We start from the raw sequence: 15,985 nt of genomic DNA, 5'->3' as shown, positions 1-15,985 counted from the left end.
AGTATGGAAAAACCCGCCTAAAAATCCGCTGGAGCTTTCAACAAATTTCGATTCGACCAGGCAGCGGTAACTTGTCGGACGGTACAGATTCGGCCTGGAGCTCCATACCGATATAAAGCCAAAGCGTACTTTTTAACTCGTTGATTTTTATGTGCGTAATATCCTCACAGCGCTGTAAGCGATAGCGCAATGTATTCACATGAATATGCAATGCTTTGGCCGTTTGCGTCAGGTCACAATTATGTTCAAACCAGGTCCGCAGCGTCTGTTGCAATACGCCTTTCGCGTCATGTTGCGCCAGTTGCAGCCACAGACGCGATAACTCCTGCACTTGCCAACTTTCAGACAGTCCGCTTAGCAGCGCGGGAAGCGCGTGGTCATGATAAAAAATGTACTGGCTGCGCAGCTTTTGTCTTTTCGCCATCGCCTGCGTGGCTCTCGCTGTGAGCAAAGATCGGTGCAATCCCGTCTCGCCGGCAAAATAACCCCCAACCAAAATACGGCTAAAGCCCGATGATGCAGCCCATGATTTAAAAATCTGCAATTCGCCCATTTCCTGGCGGGTATTCCACTTTCCCTCTTTTAACGTGATAGGCTTAATAATGATTAATTCATTAAATTCGGTAAACGTCACCAAATGGTTGCGCGCGTGATTCTCGAAATAATCCATTACATTGCGTAGCGCTTCGCGATCCGGCTGGGAAAGTTCAATAATCAGCACCACTCTGGGAACCGCCAGATCAATACCCAGATAGGCCGCCATAGAGCGCAACGACTCTGTTGAATTTTCTCGAAAAATCAATTGGTTGATCAGCTCTTCGCGATAGCGTTTATCCCACTGTCGCTGTTCGATCAGCACCATATGCTCGATCACCAGCTCCGCCGCCATTTTAACCAGCTCGGCATACGCGCGAACCTCCTCCGGCTCGCCGGTAATGCCGACCACGCCGATAAGCTGTTCATGAAAAGAGATGGGAAGATTAATGCCGGATCGCACGCCTTTTAGCTGATTGGCGGTAGCGGAATCAATTTCTACAATACGGTTTTCCTTCAGCGCCAGAATGGCCCCTTCGTGACGCTGGCGAAGCCGCGAAGGTTCGCCAGACGCGATAATGACGCCATGTTCATCCATGACGTTTACCGAGTAAGGAATAATTTTCATGGCTCGCTGTACAATTTGCCGCGCGGTATACCCTTTCAAGTAATGTTTTCTCAACACACTCATTCCCTGTTTCGTTATCGCTTTACATTAAAAAAGCAATCTCGCATCAATGATGTCACTTATTAACGAATTTCTCAGAAGAATGCTTAGGTTAAGTCACCAAATTTTGGCGGCTTTACAGCGAGAATTTTGTAGGTTCCGACAATAAAAATGCCGCAACACGGCGCGGCATTAAAAAAAGAGCGGCTTTCTAAGCGCTTGTCCCTCATCAGGCGTGCGCAAAATGGCGGCAGGGCACTATGATGTCGTTCACGCTTTACAACTTTTGTACAGACCGCTCAGGATGAGGCATCCGTCACCTGACCATCCGGCCAGGCATGGACAACGGCTTTAATCAGCGTCGCCAATGGAATGGCGAAAAACACTCCCCAGAAACCCCACAGACCGCCGAAAATCACCACTGAGAGAATAATCACCAGCGGATGCAAATTCACCGCTTCGGAGAAAAGTACCGGTACCAGCAGATTGCCATCCAACGCCTGAATAATCAGATAAACGGCAAAACAGCTCCAGAATTCCGTCCCCAGGCCAAACTGAAACAACGCGACGCCCACCACCGGAATTGTCACCACGAAGGCGCCGATATAGGGGATCAGGACCGAAAAGCCCACCAGTACCGCCAGCAGTAGCGAATAGTTGAGGCCAAACAGCAAAAAGCCCAGCCAGGTCGCTACGCCCACCACTACCATCTCCAGCACTTTTCCGCGGATATAGTTGGTGATCTGCTGATTCATCTCATTCCACACCTGCCCCGCCAGCCCGCGATTACGCGGCAGCACGCGGCGCACGGCATTCAGCATCTGCTCTTTATCTTTTACCAGGAAAAAGACCATCAGCGGCACCAGCACCAGATATACCGCCAGCGTCAGTAGCCCGACTAACGAAGCCAACGAATACTTCACCACCGAATCGCCCATGTTAAGCATCCGGGTACGCATGTTTTCCGCCATCGCATCAATAATGCCCGCATCCATCAGCGCCGGATAGCGTCGCGGCAAGGTCGCGGCAAAATCGGACAGTTTATTCAACATACCGGGCATATCACGAATCAGGTAAATACCCTGCTGCCAGGCAATCGGCATCACCACAAACGCCATTAATAACAAAATGCCGACAAAGAGGATAAGGACAATGGAGGCTGCCCAGCGCCGGGAACAGCCAATCGCCTGCAGGCGCGCCGTCGGCCACTCCAGCAGGTAGGCCAGTACGATAGCGACCAGCAGCGGCGCTAACAGGCCGCTAAAGAAAAAGAGGATGCTAAAACCAGCCACCAGAATGACCAGCAAGGCAATCGCCTCCGGATCGCTGAAGCGACGGCGATACCATTGCATTAACATTTCGAGCATAAAACCCTTCCCAGAACTCAACTGCGGGATTGTGATGCCGAATTGTATCGAAATGTCACAAAAAAGACTTCGCTTTTTATCGTTGATTCAGGAAACTAAAATAGTGAGTCTGTGCTCATCACAGTTACACTTATGAAGTGTCGGAGCGTGGAACGATATTTCACGACGTTGGTCAAAGGGCTATCTCAAAACAACAGGATAGAGGTTATGTTCAGGCAGTTGAAAAAAAACCTGGTGGCAACCCTCATTGCAGCATTGACTCTCGGTCAGGTCGCGCCCGCATTTGCCGACCCTGCCGACACGCTGCCCGATATGGGAACCTCGGCAGGAAGCACGCTTTCTATCGGACAAGAGATGCAAATGGGCGACTTTTATGTGCGCCAGCTACGCGGCAGCGCGCCGTTAATCAACGATCCGCTGCTGGTGCAATACATTAACGCGCTGGGGATGCGTCTGGTCTCGCACGCCGACTCCGTCAAAACGCCCTTCCATTTTTTCTTGATCAATAATGACGAAATCAACGCGTTCGCGTTCTTTGGCGGCAATGTGGTGTTGCACTCGGCACTTTTTCGCTACGCGGATAACGAAAGCCAGCTAGCTTCAGTCATGGCGCATGAAATATCCCACGTGACGCAGCGCCACCTGGCGCGCGCGATGGAAGATCAAAAGCGCAGCGCGCCGCTTACCTGGGTGGGCGCGCTGGGTTCCATTTTGCTGGCCATGGCCAGCCCACAGGCCGGTATGGCGGCGCTAACCGGTACTCTGGCGGGAACGCGCCAGGGAATGATAAGTTTCACCCAGCAAAATGAGCAAGAAGCCGACCGTATTGGTATTCAGGTACTGCAACGCGCCGGATTTGACCCACAGGCGATGCCCTCTTTCCTCGAAAAACTGCTCGACCAGGCGCGTTACTCCACGCGTCCGCCTGAAATTTTGCTCACTCACCCCTTACCGGAAAGCCGCCTTGCGGATGCCCGCAACCGTGCCAACCAGATGCGCCCGGTCGTGGTGCAATCTTCCGCCGACTTTTATTTCGCCAAAGCGCGCGCCCTGGGAATGTACAATTCCGGACGTAACCAGCTCACCAGCGACCTGCTGGATCAGTGGTCTAAAGGCAACGTGCGTCAGCAACATGCGGCGCAATATGGCCGGGCGTTGCAGGCGATGGAAGCGAGCAAGTACGATGAAGCGCGCAAAACGTTGCAGCCGCTGTTAAGCGCAGAGCCGAACAATGCCTGGTATCTTGACCTCGCCACCGATATTGACCTGGGGCAGAAAAGAGCCAACGACGCGATTAATCGCCTGAAAAATGCCCGCGATCTGCGCGTTAATCCTGTGCTGCAGTTAAACCTCGCCAATGCGTACCTCCAGGGAGGCCAGCCGAAAGCGGCGGAAACCATTCTGAATCGCTACACCTTTAGCCATAAAGATGACGGTAACGGCTGGGATCTGCTTGCTCAGGCCGAAGCCGCGCTGAACAACCGCGATCAGGAGCTGGCGGCGCGCGCTGAAAGTTATGCGCTGGCGGGACGACTGGATCAGGCAATTTCACTGCTCAGTAGCGCCAGCGCCCAGGCAAAACTGGGTAGCCAGCAACAGGCGCGTTACGATGCGCGTATCGACCAGTTGCGCCAGTTACAGGAACGCTTCAAGCCATACACGAAAATGTAATCGCCGTTTATTAGCCGGATGGCGTCACAAGGAGAACTCATGACCGACACGATTAAAATCTACCATAACCCGCGCTGCTCGAAGAGCCGCGACACGCTGAACCTGCTGAAATCTAACGGCGTGGAACCGGAAGTGGTGCTTTATCTGGATACGCCCGCCGATGCCGCCACCGTGCGGGAACTGCTGCGTATGTTGGGCATGTCCAGCGCGCGCGAACTGATGCGCCAGAAAGAAGATCTCTATAAAACGCTTCACCTGGCGGATAGCCAGCTGAGTGAAGAGGCGTTAATCCAGGCGCTGGTTGAACACCCTAAACTGATGGAGCGCCCCATTGTGGTGGCAAATGGTCAGGCGCGCATTGGCCGACCGCCTGAGCAGGTGCTGGACATCCTCGGTTAACCGTTGAACGCCGCCATCGCGGCGTATTACAGTTTCAGAATCTCTTTGACAAACGGGATCGTCAATTTTCGCTGGGCAGTGATCGACGCATGATCGAGCTGATCCAGCGTCATAAACAGCGTACGCATTTCGCGATCAAGACGTTTGAGTAAAAACCGCCCGACATCTTCCGGCAGTTCAAACCCCCGTAACCGGGCGCGCAACTGTAGCGCCTGAAGTTTGTCTTCATCGGAAAGAGGCTGGAGTTTATAGATTTGCCCCCAGTCCAGACGGGAAGCGAGATCGGGCAAGCCCAGATTTAACTGTCTTGGCGGACGATCGCCGGTGATCAATAACCGCGTCTTACCGGACTCCAGAATGCGGTTATAGAGATCAAAGATCGCCATCTCCCACAGTTCATCGCCAGCGACACACTCAATGTTATCAATACACACCAGCGAGAGGTGTTCCATACCGTCAAGCACTTCCGGCACGAACCAGGTACGTTTATCGAGCGGGACGTAGCCTACCGCATCTCCACGCTGCGACAATTCAGCGCAGGCGGCGTGCAGCAAATGGCTGCGGCCCGCGCCTTCACGCGCCCAAAGGTAGATATATCCACTATGTTCCTGGCGCAACACGTTTTGTAACGCGGCCAGTAGAGAGGCGTTATCCCCCGGCCAGAAACTTGCGAAAGTTTCGTCGTCAGGAAGATAAAGTGGCAAAGAGAGCTGTGCCGGTGTGTTCAGAGATACCTCAACCCAGGATGACATAAAATCGCGCTGAGTTTACCACATAATTCCCTTGAGATAGAACCGGGCAGCATCGCTGCCCGGCAACCCGTTACTGATGCGGAGACTCCGCATCATTTGCCTCCAGTACCACTTCTTCCGGACGCAACAGGCTAATCAGTTTAAAAATCAGGCTCAGGCAAATCCCGACGATGGTCGCCAGCGCCATCCCTTTCAATTCTGCCGCGCCGATATGCACTTTCGCGCCGCTCACGCCGATGATCAAAATCACCGAGGTGAGGATCAGGTTTTGCGCTTTGTTGTAGTCGACTTTCGATTCGATCAATACGCGAATCCCCGACGCGCCGATAACGCCGTACAACAGCAGCGAGACGCCGCCCATCACGGGTAACGGGATAATCTGAATCGCCGCCGCCAGTTTGCCGACGCAGGAAAGCAGAATGGCGAAAATCGCCGCGCCGCCGATAACCCAGGTACTGTAAACGCGGGTGATCGCCATGACGCCAATATTTTCCCCATAGGTGGTATTCGGCGTGGAGCCGAAGAAACCGGAGACGATCGTCGACAGTCCGTTAGCGAACATCGAGCGGTGCAAACCGGGATCGCGCACTAAATCCTTTTTGACGATATTCGCCGTCACCACCAGATGACCGACATGCTCGGCGATCACGACCAACGCCGCGGGCAGAATCGTCAGGATCGCGAACCATTCAAAACGCGGCGTATAGAAAGTCGGTAGCGCAAACCAGTGTGCCTGGGCAATCGGCGTGGTATCGACCACTCCCAGCGCGAATGACAGCGCATAGCCTGCCAGCACGCCGATCAAAATCGGAATGATCGCCAGGAAACCGCGAAACAGTACGGAGCCGAACACCGTCACCGCCAGCGTGACCATGGAGATGATAATTGTTTTCGTGTCCGGCGACTGCCCTTGCGCAGGCAGCAATCCGGCCATCCCCGCCGCGACGCCAGCCAGCTCCAGACCGATGACGGCAACGATTGCGCCCATTGCCGCAGGCGGGAACATCACATCCAGCCAGCCGGTGCCCGCTTTTTTAACGATGAAAGAAACCAGACAGAACAACACGCCGCACATAATAAAACCGCCCAGCGCCACTTCATAACCCAGCGGCAACAGCAGTAGTACCGGGGAAATAAAGGCAAAGCTCGATCCGAGGTAGGCCGGAATTTTACCTTTGCAGATAAAGAGATACAGCAGTGTTCCGATACCGTTAAACAACAGCACCGTCGCGGGGTTGATATGAAACAGAACTGGCACCAGCACGGTCGCGCCAAACATGGCGAAAAGGTGCTGTAAACTAAGCGGGATTGTCTGTAAAAGCGGCGGTCTTTCACTCACCCCGATAGCACGGCGCGTCATAGTGTTTTCCTCTAAGTGTGTTTGTTATGAGTTGTTTTATTCAAAAAAAAGCCGACTCTTAAAGTCGGCTTTTAATTATTTATTCACTTACTTGGTACCAAAAATCTTATCGCCGGCATCGCCAAGCCCCGGAATAATGTATCCGTGCTCGTTAAGCCCCTGATCGATAGAGGCGGTGTACAGTTCAACGTCCGGGTGCGCTTTTTCCAGCGCCGCAATGCCTTCCGGCGCGGCGACCAGCACCAGCACCTTAATGCTGCTACAGCCTGCTTTTTTCAGCAGGTCGATGGTCGCGATGACAGAACCGCCGGTCGCCAGCATCGGGTCGACGATCAGCGCCATGCGCTCATCAATGTTCGATACCAGTTTCTGGAAATAAGGTACTGGCTCAAGCGTCTCTTCGTTACGGTACATCCCGACTACGCTGATACGCGCGCTCGGTACATTTTCCAGAACGCCTTCCATCATGCCCAGACCCGCGCGCAGAATCGGCACAACGGTAATTTTTTTACCTTTGATCTGGTCGATTTCCACCGGGCCATTCCAGCCTTCGATGGTGACTTTTTCCGTTTCCAGGTCGGCTGTCGCTTCATACGTCAGCAGGCTGCCTACTTCTGAGGCGAGTTCACGAAAGCGTTTAGTGCTAATGTCGTTTTCACGCATCAGACCCAGCTTGTGTTTGACGAGTGGGTGTTTGACTTCCACGATCTTCATACTCTTCTCCTATCCTCAGATGACTGGCAACCACAAAAAAAATCGCCGGATTATACCGCTTTTCCTCTCTGGCGCAACACAATGTATGCTTGACCTGGATCAACCAAAAGCGCTGATAGCGGAAAAGTGAGTATAAATCACTCACGTTGAAACAGGCGATAAAGGCTAACAACCGATTGAATCTTAGCAATTTTAAGGGTGAATGGCCTGTCCTGATCGCCTGTCGTAAACCAAGTGCTGGATATCCTTTTCTTTTTTACCAACAGAGAAATTTTCAAGCAGCGACCGAAACCATGCCAAAAAAATCGCCCGGATATCCAGGGCGCAGACCACGCTCGCAAACGTTTGCTTTCCCTGTTAGAATTGCGCCGAATTTAACTTTTACCGCAAGAAAAAACGTGGGGAACCAGGCAGTGACCGATAAGACCTCTCTTAGCTATAAAGATGCCGGCGTCGATATTGATGCGGGTAACGCTCTGGTTGATCGAATCAAAGGCGTAGTGAAGAAAACTCGCCGCCCGGAGGTTATGGGCGGTCTGGGCGGTTTCGGTGCGCTGTGCGCGTTGCCGCAAAAATATCGTGAACCGGTACTGGTTTCCGGCACTGACGGCGTAGGCACCAAACTTCGCCTGGCGATGGACTTAAAGCGTCACGACGCTATCGGTATTGATCTGGTGGCGATGTGCGTAAACGATCTGGTCGTTCAGGGCGCGGAACCGCTGTTTTTCCTCGATTACTATGCTACGGGTAAACTGGATGTCGATACCGCTGCCAGCGTGATCAACGGTATTGCCGAAGGCTGCCTGCAATCCGGCTGCGCGCTGGTCGGCGGCGAGACGGCGGAAATGCCGGGCATGTATCACGGCGAAGATTACGATGTGGCGGGTTTCTGCGTCGGCGTAGTCGAAAAATCAGAAATCATCGACGGCTCCCGGGTTGCCGAAGGCGACGTGCTGATTGCGCTCGGCTCCAGCGGCCCGCACTCGAATGGATATTCGCTGGTGCGGAAAATTATTGACGTTAGCGGCTGCGACCCACAAGCCACTTTGCTGGAAGGGAAGCCGCTGGCCGATCATCTGCTTGAACCGACCCGTATCTACGTAAAATCGGTTCTGGAACTGATTGAAAATGTGGATGTACACGCTATCGCCCACCTCACCGGCGGCGGCTTTTGGGAGAATATTCCGCGCGTTCTGCCGGAGAATACCCAGGCAGTAATTAATGAGTCGTCATGGCAGTGGCCCGCCATCTTTACCTGGCTGCAAACCGCCGGTAATGTCAGCCGACATGAAATGTACCGTACCTTTAACTGCGGCGTCGGCATGGTGATTGCGCTCTCCGCTCCGGAAGCGGACAAAGCGCTTGCTCTGCTAAACGAGAAAGGTGAAAACGCATGGAAAATCGGTATCATCAAAGCCTCTGATTCCGAACAGCGTGTGGTTATTGAATAATGAATATTGTGGTGCTGATTTCCGGCAATGGAAGCAATTTACAGGCGATTATCGATGCCTGCGAAGCGAAGAAAATTAAAGGCACCCTCAGGGCAGTATTCAGCAATAAGGCCGACGCGTTCGGCCTTGAACGCGCCAGAGAAGCCGGCATTCCGGCGCAAGCGCTGACTGCCGATCGGTTTGACAGCCGCGACGCCTTCGATCGCGAGTTGATTCGCAAGATAGACGCGTATGCGCCCGATGTGGTCGTGCTGGCCGGTTTTATGCGTATTCTGAGTCCGATGTTTGTCGCGCATTACTACGGGCGTCTGCTGAACATTCACCCTTCCCTGCTGCCAAAATATCCGGGGTTGCATACCCATCGCCAGGCGCTGGAAAACGGCGATGAGGAGCACGGTACCTCGGTACATTTCGTGACAGACGAACTCGACGGCGGCCCGGTCATTCTCCAGGCGAAGGTGCCGGTTTTTGCCGACGACAGCGAAGATGATATCACCGCACGCGTACAGACTCAGGAACATGCGATTTATCCGCTGGTGATTAGCTGGTTTGCGCAGGGGCGTCTAAAGATGCGCGATAACGCCGCCTGGCTGGACGGGCGTCGTCTGCCGCCGCAAGGTTATGCGTCTGACGAATAATACGTCATCGAACAGGACTGCGTCTGCTTGCCGGATGGCGGCATAAATGCCTATCCGGCCTACTCTTTTCCCTTCCTTTATGCTATCAGTTTATTGTCATATTTTTCTGGCGCAGTTGGACATTAACGCGTAATGCTCGCCATAATCATCAGGCAGTGTCCCGTGAATAAAACGGAGTATAGGTAGTAATGGGTCAGGAAAAGCTATATATCGAGAAAGAACTAAGCTGGTTAGCATTTAACGAACGCGTGTTACAGGAAGCGGCGGACAAATCCAACCCGTTGATTGAGCGGATGCGGTTCCTGGGAATCTATTCTAATAACCTCGACGAGTTCTACAAAGTGCGTTTCGCTGAACTGAAACGACGTATTATTATCAGCGAAGAACAGGGTTCAAATTCTCATTCACGCCATTTGTTAGGCAAAATTCAGTCCCGCGTGTTGAAAGCAGACCAGGAGTTCGACGGCCTGTACAACGAATTACTGCTGGAAATGGCGCGTAATCAAATCTTTCTGATCAACGAGCGTCAGCTCTCGGTGAACCAACAAAGCTGGTTGCGCCACTATTTTAAGCACTATTTGCGCCAGCATATTACCCCGATTCTCATTAACCGGGAGACGGATCTTGTTCAGTTTTTAAAGGATGATTACACCTATCTGGCGGTGGAGATTATCCGTGGCGACACCATCAACTATGCGCTGCTGGAGATACCGTCCGACAAAGTCCCACGCTTCGTTAATCTGCCGCCGGAAACACCGCGCAGACGCAAACCGATGATCCTCTTGGATAATATTCTGCGCTACTGCCTGGATGACATTTTTAAAGGGTTCTTCGACTATGACGCGCTTAATGCCTATTCGATGAAAATGACCCGCGATGCCGAATATGACCTGGTGCATGAGATGGAATCCAGTCTGATGGAGCTGATGTCTTCCAGCCTGAAGCAGCGCCTGACCGCTGAACCTGTGCGCTTTGTCTACCAACGCGATATGCCCGCCGCGCTGGTCGACGTGCTGCGGGAAAAACTGACGATCTCCCGGTATGACTCAATCGTACCCGGCGGGCGCTACCACAATTTTAAAGACTTTATTAATTTTCCGAATGTCGGTAAAGCCAACCTGGTCAATAAACCGTTACCGCGGTTACGCCATCTTTGGTTTGATAAAGAGAAGTTTCGTAACGGTTTCGACGCGATTCGTGAACGTGATGTGCTGCTCTATTATCCTTATCACACCTTTGAACATGTGCTGGAACTGCTGCGTCAGGCGTCGTTTGACCCAAGCGTGCTGGCGATCAAAATCAATATTTATCGCGTAGCGAAAGACTCGCGCATTATTGACTCGATGATCCATGCCGCCCATAACGGCAAAAAAGTCACCGTGGTGGTGGAGTTGCAGGCGCGCTTCGATGAAGAGGCAAATATTCACTGGGCCAAGCGGTTAACCGAAGCGGGCGTCCATGTTATTTTCTCTGCACCCGGGCTGAAAATTCACGCCAAACTCTTCCTCATCTCACGAAAAGAGGGCGATGACGTGGTGCGTTATGCGCATATCGGCACCGGTAACTTCAACGAAAAAACGGCGCGGCTGTATACCGATTATTCGCTGCTGACCGCCGATGCGCGCATTACCAATGAAGTGCGTCGGGTCTTTAATTTTATTGAAAACCCCTATCGCCCGGTCACTTTCGATTATTTGATGGTTTCTCCACAAAACTCACGGCGTCTGCTGTATGAGATGATCGATCGTGAAATCGCCAATGCCCAGCAAGGCTTACCGTCAGGGATTACCTTAAAGCTTAACAACCTGGTCGATAAAGGGTTGGTCGACAGGCTATACGCCGCGTCGGGTTCGGGCGTCCAGGTCAATCTACTGGTGCGCGGTATGTGCTCTCTTATTCCGCAACTGGAAGGCATTAGCGATAATATTCGTGCGATTAGCATCGTGGATCGCTATCTGGAACACGATCGGGTTTATATTTTCGAAAACGGCGGTGATAAGCAAGTTTGGCTCTCTTCAGCTGACTGGATGACGCGTAATATTGACTACCGTATCGAAGTCGCTACGCCTATCCTCGACCCGCGGCTTAAACAACGCGTCCTGGATATCATTGACATTCTGTTTAGCGACACGGTAAAAGCGCGTTTTATCGATAAAGAACTCAGCAACCGCTACGTACCGCGCGGCAATCGCCGTAAAGTCCAGGCGCAGCTGGCAATTTATGACTACATCAAATCATTCGAGCAACCAGACTAACGCTATGCCAATTTACGATAAATCCCCCCGCCCGCAGGAGTTCGCTGCGGTCGATCTCGGCTCAAACAGCTTTCATATGGTTATTGCCCGCGTGGTTGACGGCGCAATGCAGATTATCGGGCGCTTAAAACAGCGCGTCCATCTGGCGGACGGGCTGGGCGCAGATAACAAACTCAGCGAAGAAGCCATGGAACGGGGGCTTAGCTGTCTGTCGCTGTTTGCTGAACGCTTACAAGGTTTCTCCCCTTCCAGCGTCTGTATCGTAGGCACCCATACGTTACGTCAGGCGCAAAATGCCGCTGATTTTCTCAAACGCGCGGAAAAGGTTATTCCCTACCCGATAGAGATTATTTCCGGTAACGAAGAAGCGCGCCTGATTTTTATGGGCGTAGAACATACGCAGCCGGAAAAAGGCCGCAAGCTGGTGATCGATATCGGCGGCGGGTCAACAGAGCTGGTCATTGGCGAAAACTTCGAACCCAGGCTGGTTGAAAGCCGTCGTATGGGCTGCGTGAGCTTCGCGCAGCTCTACTTTCCCGGCGGCGTTATCAATAAAGAAAACTTCCAGCGCGCCCGAATGGCGGCGGCGCAAAAACTGGAAACCTTAACCTGGCAGTATCGTATTCAGGGTTGGAACGTGGCGATGGGCGCTTCCGGTACGATTAAGGCCGCTCATGAAGTTCTCCTGGCGCTGGGTGAGAAAGATGGCTTCATTACGCCGGAGCGCCTTGATAAACTGAAGTCAGAAGTGTTGAAGCACCGCTCCTTTAATGCGCTCAGCCTGCCGGGTCTGTCTGAAGAACGCAAAGCGGTCTTTGTGCCGGGCCTGGCAATTCTGTGCGGCGTTTTTGATGCTCTGGCTATCCGCGAGCTTCGCCTTTCCGACGGCGCGTTGCGTGAAGGCGTGCTGTATGAAATGGAAGGCCGCTTCCGCCATCAGGATGTTCGCAGCCGTACCGCAAAAAGTCTGGCCAATCAATACAACATTGACAGAGAACAGGCCAGACGCGTGCTGGAAACCACCATGCAGATGTACGAACAGTGGCAGGCCCAGCAGCCAAAACTGGCGCATCCGCAGCTTGAAGCGTTGCTCCGCTGGGCGGCAATGCTGCATGAGGTTGGACTGAATATTAATCACAGCGGTTTACATCGCCATTCGGCTTATATTCTGCAACACAGCGATTTGCCCGGCTTTAATCAGGAGCAGCAAATGATGATGGCGACGCTGGTACGTTACCATCGTAAAGCCATAAAACTGGATGATATGCCCCGCTTTACGCTGTTTAAGAAAAAACAGTATCTGCCGTTAATTCAGCTACTTCGGCTGGGCGTATTACTGAACAACCAGCGGCAGGCGACCACCACGCCGCCGACGCTGCGGCTAACGACCGATGACAGCCACTGGACGTTATGTTTTCCGCATGACTGGTTCAGCCAGAATGCGCTGGTACTGCTTGATCTGGAAAAAGAACAGCAGTACTGGGAAGCGGTAACTGGCTGGCGTCTCAATATTGAGGAAGAAAGCTCGCCGGAGATCGCCGCGTAAATTGTGGGCCAGACGCCGCGCCGCGGCGTCTGCCTTTACTGAATCTCAGATAATAGCTGCGGCTCGCCAATTAAATATCCCTGAAGATAGTCGATCCCCAACGAGAGCACGACGCTTCGTATTTCTTCGCTCTCGACATACTCCGCGACGACCTGCATATTTTTCATTCGCGCTAAATGACAAATAGAAGCTACAATCTGATAATCGAGACTGTTTGACACTATATTGCGAATAAAACTGCCGTCAATTTTAAGAATATCGGCGTCAACGTTTTTCAGCCGCGCATAGCTGGCGTAGCCAGTACCGAAATCATCAATCGCTATCTGACAGCCAAACTGCTGTAGCTGTCCCAGCGTCAACTGCGCCTGCTCAGCATTGGTGAGAGAGTTGCTTTCCGTTACCTCAAAAACCAGTTGCCAGGGTTCAACCTGATATTGTTTAAGCAACTGCTTAACTTCTGCAGGAAAACGGGCGCGGCATACCGATGTTGGCGACAGATTAATGGCAAAACGATGCGCGGGCATATATTCCCGGCTGGCCGCCATAAACCGCAGCGTGTTTTCAATCACCCAGAGATCGATAGCGGAAGACAAACCAAACTCATGCGCCACGGGTAAAAAATTGTCCGGGTTGATAACGTCGCCGTTGTCATCCCTGAGTCGCAGTAAAATTTCATGGTAAACGTCCCCACGAACACCAAAAATAGGCTGCGCCATCAGGAAAAAATGATCGTGCTCCAACGCCTGTTGCAGGCGATTCATCATCGCAATTCTGCCCTTCAAATCGCGCTGCAGGTGCATTGCGCCGCGCCGCTGTAAATCCTCCGGCGCGTTAGTCGTCAACGAAAGATCGGAACTGGTGCTTAATTCGCCCAGCAGAAGATAAAGGTGGCTAACCGGAGAACGCACGCAGCAGTAGCTCACGCCGACAGGCGGCTGTAGCGGCAGTCCATCCCAGATAAACCGAAACTGCTTAATATGTTTATCCAGCGCTTCAATACGCTGCTGATGCGCCTCTGTATTAAGACGCAGCACCAGGTCGTGCCCTGACATCTGGTAGACGCACTCATTTGAGGCCAGCATCGGCGTAATCCAGTGAGAGAGCTTTTGCTTATACTGGATGCGTAGCATGACGCCATAATTTTTACCCAATAGCTCCAGGCCCGGCACGTGTAAAAAACAGATCGTAGACCAGGGCGCATTTTGGAGCGCGCGGTTTAACGCACGTAAATTGGGAAGATGTACAACCGGGTCAAGATAGGCCAGCCGCCGTGCGCGACCACTCACTACGCGCTGACGCGTGGCCAGTACAGACATATAATTAACAATAAAAGAAAAAACCAGATAGCTCGAAGAGGTAATCGCTAATTGCGTATCATAACCTGAATACCAGGGCATATAACGCTGATAATAATGAATTGACGTAATTAGCACGACGGCCCAGATAATTGAAATAAACTTATAGCCATAGCGCATCGCGCCCCACAGCATGACCGGCAATAATAACGAAAGCGTATAGTTGGTACTAAATATTGAACTATTATCAGTCAATGGCATACACAGTATAAACATTAGTGTAGTCAATACGGCCAGCCAAATAACGATCTCTTTTTTAGTGGCCTTGCTATCAATCTGTAGCTTTAATTGCTGATAATACCCCCGTAGGTGCAGCGGATTGCGGAGAGTACGAATAATAAAATAGCACAATGGCACGCCGACAAGGTTACCGACCAGTAACGCCTGGTAATTAATCAGCGTGTTGATATTAAAGGGCATTACCCCCATCAGGCTGGCTTTGCTTTCGTACATGCCAACAAAAGCGGCAAACTGGTAGATGACCAGAAATAATGTTGCAGAACAAAATACCTGCCAGAATATTCGTTGAAACAACAGGTGGGCGTCGCCGTGGGAAACATTGTTTCGCCGTGGGGAAAAGACACGATAGCCGCCCCAACTTAGCACGATAGTAATGATAAAGTGCATCGTCACAGAAAGGGTTTCATACAGCCCTGTCTGCGGGTATCTGCGCCAGAAGATAGCAAGCACAATACCCGGCAGTGCTGCCCAGCCGAAAAAGAGCATCAGGCTAAGCATAAAAGCTAACGGCAGGTAAAAAAGAACCACATTTCCAGTGCTGGTAAGCGCATAAGTATTTGCGCTACTTAAAACAGGTAGTAAAATCGAAGGGAGAATGAGCGGTAGTCCCCACCATTTATCTCTGATATTTATATAAGTTTTATTTAGTTTCATAGATGCTCAGCAGAACCCCCCAATCCCAAAGGGGCGTTAACAGACAGGCATCCCACCTGACTTTAAATTGATGATGCGATATACATCACACGATAGTCATCGATTGTAATTATTAAACAAAAGTAACATTTGATTTAAGTCAATTATTACCTTTCTCCTGCAGCCTTTATTCGCCTTTTTATTCTTTGTTATCATTAATTTATTATTAATGTAAATACTAAAATTATCTTCCATAACAATATAAGATAAATCAACTGACGCAATTTTACATTAAGAGGAATTGACCATCGGTTCGCAGTATGCCTTAATGTAGAGTGAACGCAGGCTTGTTACGTTCTTCGCCTTGATAATACCCTTGAAGAACCCAGCCTGATCCCGCCCA

At 51.7% G+C, this 15,985-nt stretch carries 13 protein-coding genes; 6 read left to right on the top strand and 7 right to left on the bottom strand.

Annotated features, from left to right (window positions below):
• Positions 1-37 precede the first annotated feature (37 nt).
• Together ACLD3P_RS13810 and ACLD3P_RS13805 are read right to left on the bottom strand one after the other, a co-directional pair.
• Complete coding sequence (locus tag ACLD3P_RS13810; protein ID WP_086813652.1) at positions 38-1,225, bottom strand: sugar diacid recognition domain-containing protein; 1,188 nt, start codon at positions 1,223-1,225, stop codon at positions 38-40.
• Positions 1,226-1,500: 275 nt separating this feature from the next.
• Positions 1,501-2,568: an AI-2E family transporter gene (locus tag ACLD3P_RS13805; RefSeq protein WP_000892056.1), complete on the bottom strand. Its 1,068-nt coding sequence runs from the start codon at positions 2,566-2,568 to the stop codon at positions 1,501-1,503.
• 207 nt (positions 2,569-2,775) lie between these two features.
• Between ACLD3P_RS13805 and bepA the strand changes: the two genes are divergently transcribed.
• Positions 2,776-4,239 carry a beta-barrel assembly-enhancing protease gene (gene bepA / locus ACLD3P_RS13800; RefSeq protein WP_411006709.1) on the top strand — a complete coding sequence of 488 codons (1,464 nt, stop codon included), beginning with the start codon at positions 2,776-2,778 and terminating at the stop codon, positions 4,237-4,239.
• Positions 4,240-4,278: 39 nt separating this feature from the next.
• Positions 4,279-4,638 carry an arsenate reductase (glutaredoxin) gene (gene arsC, locus ACLD3P_RS13795; protein ID WP_000132650.1) on the top strand — a complete coding sequence of 120 codons (360 nt, stop codon included), beginning with the start codon at positions 4,279-4,281 and terminating at the stop codon, positions 4,636-4,638.
• Positions 4,639-4,664: 26 nt separating this feature from the next.
• Here the strand turns inward: arsC and ACLD3P_RS13790 are convergent, their stop codons facing one another.
• The 3 genes from ACLD3P_RS13790 to upp form a co-directional block, all read right to left on the bottom strand.
• Positions 4,665-5,366 carry a DnaA inactivator Hda gene (locus ACLD3P_RS13790; RefSeq protein WP_061835882.1) on the bottom strand — a complete coding sequence of 234 codons (702 nt, stop codon included), beginning with the start codon at positions 5,364-5,366 and terminating at the stop codon, positions 4,665-4,667.
• Between the two features lie 94 nt (positions 5,367-5,460).
• Complete coding sequence (gene uraA / locus ACLD3P_RS13785) at positions 5,461-6,750, bottom strand: uracil permease (RefSeq protein ID WP_000198344.1); 1,290 nt, start codon at positions 6,748-6,750, stop codon at positions 5,461-5,463.
• A gap of 87 nt (positions 6,751-6,837) precedes the next feature.
• On the bottom strand, positions 6,838-7,464 hold the full coding sequence (gene upp, locus ACLD3P_RS13780; RefSeq protein WP_000706208.1) for a uracil phosphoribosyltransferase: 627 nt from the start codon (positions 7,462-7,464) through the stop codon (positions 6,838-6,840).
• A gap of 413 nt (positions 7,465-7,877) precedes the next feature.
• Between upp and purM the strand changes: the two genes are divergently transcribed.
• The 4 genes from purM (at position 7,878) to ppx (ending at position 13,354) form a co-directional block, all read left to right on the top strand.
• Positions 7,878-8,915, top strand: coding sequence for a phosphoribosylformylglycinamidine cyclo-ligase (gene purM, locus ACLD3P_RS13775; RefSeq protein ID WP_316970568.1), 1,038 nt, complete (start codon positions 7,878-7,880; stop codon positions 8,913-8,915).
• Complete coding sequence (gene purN, locus ACLD3P_RS13770; protein ID WP_001028589.1) at positions 8,915-9,553, top strand: phosphoribosylglycinamide formyltransferase; 639 nt, start codon at positions 8,915-8,917, stop codon at positions 9,551-9,553. Before purM ends, purN begins: the two co-directional genes overlap by 1 nt.
• 188 nt (positions 9,554-9,741) lie before the next feature.
• The gene (gene ppk1, locus ACLD3P_RS13765; RefSeq protein ID WP_094887613.1) at positions 9,742-11,808 is read left to right on the top strand and encodes a polyphosphate kinase 1; all 2,067 of its coding nucleotides are present in this window, start codon (positions 9,742-9,744) and stop codon (positions 11,806-11,808) included.
• 4 nt (positions 11,809-11,812) lie between these two features.
• Positions 11,813-13,354 (top strand): exopolyphosphatase, encoded by a 1,542-nt coding sequence (ppx, locus tag ACLD3P_RS13760; protein WP_001123330.1) that lies wholly within the window; start codon positions 11,813-11,815, stop codon positions 13,352-13,354.
• 35 nt (positions 13,355-13,389) lie between these two features.
• Here the strand turns inward: ppx and ACLD3P_RS13755 are convergent, their stop codons facing one another.
• A complete protein-coding gene (locus tag ACLD3P_RS13755; protein WP_411006387.1) occupies positions 13,390-15,603 on the bottom strand; it encodes an MASE1 domain-containing protein in 2,214 nt (737 codons plus the stop codon).
• A gap of 96 nt (positions 15,604-15,699) precedes the next feature.
• The gene (locus ACLD3P_RS13750; protein WP_001540598.1) at positions 15,700-15,837 is read right to left on the bottom strand and encodes a hypothetical protein; all 138 of its coding nucleotides are present in this window, start codon (positions 15,835-15,837) and stop codon (positions 15,700-15,702) included.
• Positions 15,838-15,985: the final 148 nt, after the last annotated feature.

It is taken from the genome of Salmonella sp. 741265073_HBA (assembly GCF_046569105.1).
In the GTDB taxonomy this organism is placed as follows: Bacteria; Pseudomonadota; Gammaproteobacteria; order Enterobacterales; family Enterobacteriaceae; genus Salmonella; species Salmonella enterica.
The sequence above is the reverse complement of the archived record's forward strand: the minus strand, read 5'-3'. Positions and strand labels throughout refer to the sequence as shown.

Excerpts from the sequence above, each read along its gene's own strand:
- ACLD3P_RS13810 (WP_086813652.1), bottom strand. The coding sequence starts at position 1,225 with ATGAGTGTGTTGAGAAAACATTACTTGAAAGGGTATACCGCGCGGCAA.
- ACLD3P_RS13805 (WP_000892056.1), bottom strand. The coding sequence starts at position 2,568 with ATGCTCGAAATGTTAATGCAATGGTATCGCCGTCGCTTCAGCGATCCG.
- bepA (WP_411006709.1), top strand. The coding sequence starts at position 2,776 with ATGTTCAGGCAGTTGAAAAAAAACCTGGTGGCAACCCTCATTGCAGCA.
- arsC (WP_000132650.1), top strand. The coding sequence starts at position 4,279 with ATGACCGACACGATTAAAATCTACCATAACCCGCGCTGCTCGAAGAGC.
- uraA (WP_000198344.1), bottom strand. The coding sequence starts at position 6,750 with ATGACGCGCCGTGCTATCGGGGTGAGTGAAAGACCGCCGCTTTTACAG.
- upp (WP_000706208.1), bottom strand. The coding sequence starts at position 7,464 with ATGAAGATCGTGGAAGTCAAACACCCACTCGTCAAACACAAGCTGGGT.
- purN (WP_001028589.1), top strand. The coding sequence starts at position 8,915 with ATGAATATTGTGGTGCTGATTTCCGGCAATGGAAGCAATTTACAGGCG.
- ppk1 (WP_094887613.1), top strand. The coding sequence starts at position 9,742 with ATGGGTCAGGAAAAGCTATATATCGAGAAAGAACTAAGCTGGTTAGCA.
- ppx (WP_001123330.1), top strand. The coding sequence starts at position 11,813 with ATGCCAATTTACGATAAATCCCCCCGCCCGCAGGAGTTCGCTGCGGTC.
- ACLD3P_RS13755 (WP_411006387.1), bottom strand. The coding sequence starts at position 15,603 with ATGAAACTAAATAAAACTTATATAAATATCAGAGATAAATGGTGGGGA.
- ACLD3P_RS13750 (WP_001540598.1), bottom strand. The coding sequence starts at position 15,837 with ATGGAAGATAATTTTAGTATTTACATTAATAATAAATTAATGATAACA.